General features: G+C 33.5%; 4 protein-coding genes and 1 pseudogene. All 5 read right to left on the bottom strand.

From position 1 onward, the window contains the following. Positions 1 to 471 precede the first annotated feature (471 nt). Complete coding sequence (locus FM107_RS19685) at positions 472 to 885, bottom strand: PDDEXK nuclease domain-containing protein (RefSeq protein WP_306298633.1); 414 nt, start codon at positions 883 to 885, stop codon at positions 472 to 474. Between the two features lie 9 nt (positions 886 to 894). Beyond that, complete coding sequence (locus FM107_RS19680; RefSeq protein WP_218778924.1) at positions 895 to 1554, bottom strand: DUF1016 N-terminal domain-containing protein; 660 nt, start codon at positions 1552 to 1554, stop codon at positions 895 to 897. A gap of 60 nt (positions 1555 to 1614) precedes the next feature. Next, a complete protein-coding gene (locus tag FM107_RS19925; protein WP_256959353.1) occupies positions 1615 to 1746 on the bottom strand; it encodes a hypothetical protein in 132 nt (43 codons plus the stop codon). 358 nt (positions 1747 to 2104) lie between these two features. Next, positions 2105 to 2498, bottom strand: a pseudogene (locus tag FM107_RS19675) (transposase). After that, on the bottom strand, positions 2479 to 2842 hold a 364-nt coding region (locus FM107_RS19670; RefSeq protein WP_218778923.1), incomplete at its 5' end, for a hypothetical protein. The pseudogene FM107_RS19675 and the gene FM107_RS19670, both read right to left, overlap by 20 nt.

Below are 2842 nucleotides of genomic sequence, written 5' to 3'. Positions count from 1 at the left end.
GCAAAGCTAGTCGTACCAACTAAATCATGCAATATGTACTTCGTAGGCCGGATACGACAAGCCCTGCTTTAATGTATCCTCCCTACGAACTACATATTTTATTGCTGCCCTTATTTAGGAGGGTACTGAATATAATCTAACATAATTTACATTTAAGTACACACGACGATAAAAAACGATATAAATACGGAATTTCAGGCCCAAAAGTATCCGCCCTATGAACTACATATTTGATTAGTCAATAATTTGTTTATAGTTCTGCGGATAAAGATCTTTTAGATTCTTATGGTTGATGGAGGATACGTTTCCTTGATACAAATAGATTCGCTAAGGATCAATTTCTATCTTAATTTGGAGTCCCAGCTTATCTTCAGGAAAGATTCAGAGAATTCAAGCCGCCGATTCCTTATCTTGAAAAAGAGCTTGAACCTATCCAACTCCTCGTTAATTACTTTAGTGTAAATCAAAAAATTAATCTAAAGACATATCATCTAAAAACAACTCGTGTAGTTTTTGTTGTAATAATTTTTTATCTGGCAATTGCATTTGGTATTCAGCAACCATTGTTGGTGAAAGGCTTCGACTTAAAGCATATTCTACCACTTCGCTATCTTTGTCTTTGCAAAGTAATATACCAATACTTGGATTTTCATTGACTTTTTTTACATCACGATCCAAAGCTTCGAGATAGAAATTGAGTTGTCCTAAATGTTCTGGTTTGAACTTATCGGCTTTCAATTCAAAAGCAACCAAACATTGTAAACCACGGTGGTAAAACAATAAATCCACATAGAAATCACTATTGCCAACCTGAACCTTATATTCTTCACCAATAAATAAAAAATCTTTACCCAATTCTAAAATGAAGTTTTTCATTTGACGGATTAAGCCTTTTTATAAATCACTCTCGTTAAAAGGTTCTGGAAGATTTAAGAAATCAAAAATATAACTGTCTTTGAATGCATTAGTAATATTTGCATTTATTTCTTTTAATGCTTCAGGTAGTTTAACATTGCTCATCATTGTGCGCTCGAAAACGGAACTATTGATTTGACGTTCTAATTCTCTTACACTATAATTTTCATTTATACTCAAGCGAATATAAAACTCTCGTTCTTCTTCTGTTTTACACCGTGAAAAAATGGTTCTATGATGTGTCCAACTTAGTTGGGTCAAAATGGTTTTTCTAATATCTTGAAGTTCAAAATGAAATTCTGTCCGTACTGTTGAGACCATTTTATCACTTTGTATATCAGTATTTTGTAATTGTGTCCTCACTGGGGACACAAATTCTACAGAAGCATAGGTTTCGTAAAATTGTATCATTCTGTACAATCCTCTTTTATTAAAACCTTTTAACTCAGGATTATTCTTTTGAATGAATTTGGCTAATTCATCTACCGTTTTATCTCCCCATTCAGTACCAGAAAGTTTTTGCTTAATATAAGCTCCAATATTCCAATACAAATTAATCAATTCGACATTTACGGCCTTTATTGCTTTGTTTCGAGACTGTTGTATTAAAAGAATGATGTCTGTAAACTGTTTATCCATTGCTTAATTATTATGCTATAAAATTACAAATTATTGTTACTGATTGTGGCGTGTAAAAGATTAATTCATGTATTGTTCTACCGCTTTGTCTAATTCCTCGCTAATTACTTCAGTGTAAATCTGCGTAATACCGACATCAGACGCATAAAATGTTTTCGCATTGATGATATGTGCTTCGGTATTTTTACTCATCTCAAACAATTTTTAGTCCTTTTTATATTCAAAATTAAACATCATATTTGAATAGGCATAATTGAATAAAAATGAAATAACAATTATTCGAATTCAATAATGGACTGAATTTCAGGATTAAATAACAAAAAAGTCCCACCAAAAGTCCCTCCAAAAAATCATTAAATTTAAGTAAATCAGGTGCAAAAAAACGACGTAAACACAGAATTTCAACCAAAAAAAGGGGTAAAAAACAGCAGCGCGAATTCGAATCCCGCCCTTTCCGCAAAGACAAATTAAAACCCATTGATTATCAATGTGTTTTCTTTTTTTTAAAAGAATAAAAGGGATCAGTTTCAAAACCTGTGGACTAAGTAAATTATTTTGTCAATCTGAACAGGAAGAAATTGATATGACCCACTCCTCTAAACTGACTTCTGAAAGCCTTTATATTAGCGTTAAAGGACTCTGCGAATGCATTTGTACTCTTGATGTCGAAGTAGTTCAATATTTTTGTGATGGATATTTATGGTTCTGGAGACAGTATTGAATGACTTGAATCCAGCCTGCTCCACCTTGGCCAACCTAGTGAAAGCGTAGATCTTATCAATGGTCGAGCTGACGATCCAAGAGAGTTCCTGAGAAAGCCTGTACGCCTTTTCAATATCCGGAAATCGCCCAATCAATAGGCTTGCCCTATCTTTTTGCTCAACAGTCCAATTGTGTTCACTCTTGTAGAGTAGATATCGACTTCTAGCAAGTAACTGTTTGATCGTGTAACTGTTGGATAGTACTTCGGGGAAATAGGCTTCTTTCGTGCTTGATCAATTGCTTGGTAAATGGCCCAATGATCAGCGAAAAAAATCGCCCAGAATTACCGAAATGGATATGTTTTTGTCCTAAAAAAACATAGCTTGGTTTTGACAAATCTAAAGTTCCGATAATGTGTTCATACAAACCATCTAAATCGTTGAAAAATTTACGCAGTTCAAAATCTTCAAAGTTTAGAAATACAATTTGACTTGCAGGAATCCCCATTTCCATCAAGGTTTGACGATACAACATCGCTGTCCCATTAAAATCTGAAATTGTTCTTTGAAATATTTGAAATATAGTT

The sequence above is a fragment of the Sphingobacterium sp. JB170 genome (assembly GCF_900163865.1).
GTDB lineage: Bacteria > Bacteroidota > Bacteroidia > Sphingobacteriales > Sphingobacteriaceae > Sphingobacterium.
This window is presented reverse-complemented; position numbering and strand designations above follow the sequence as displayed.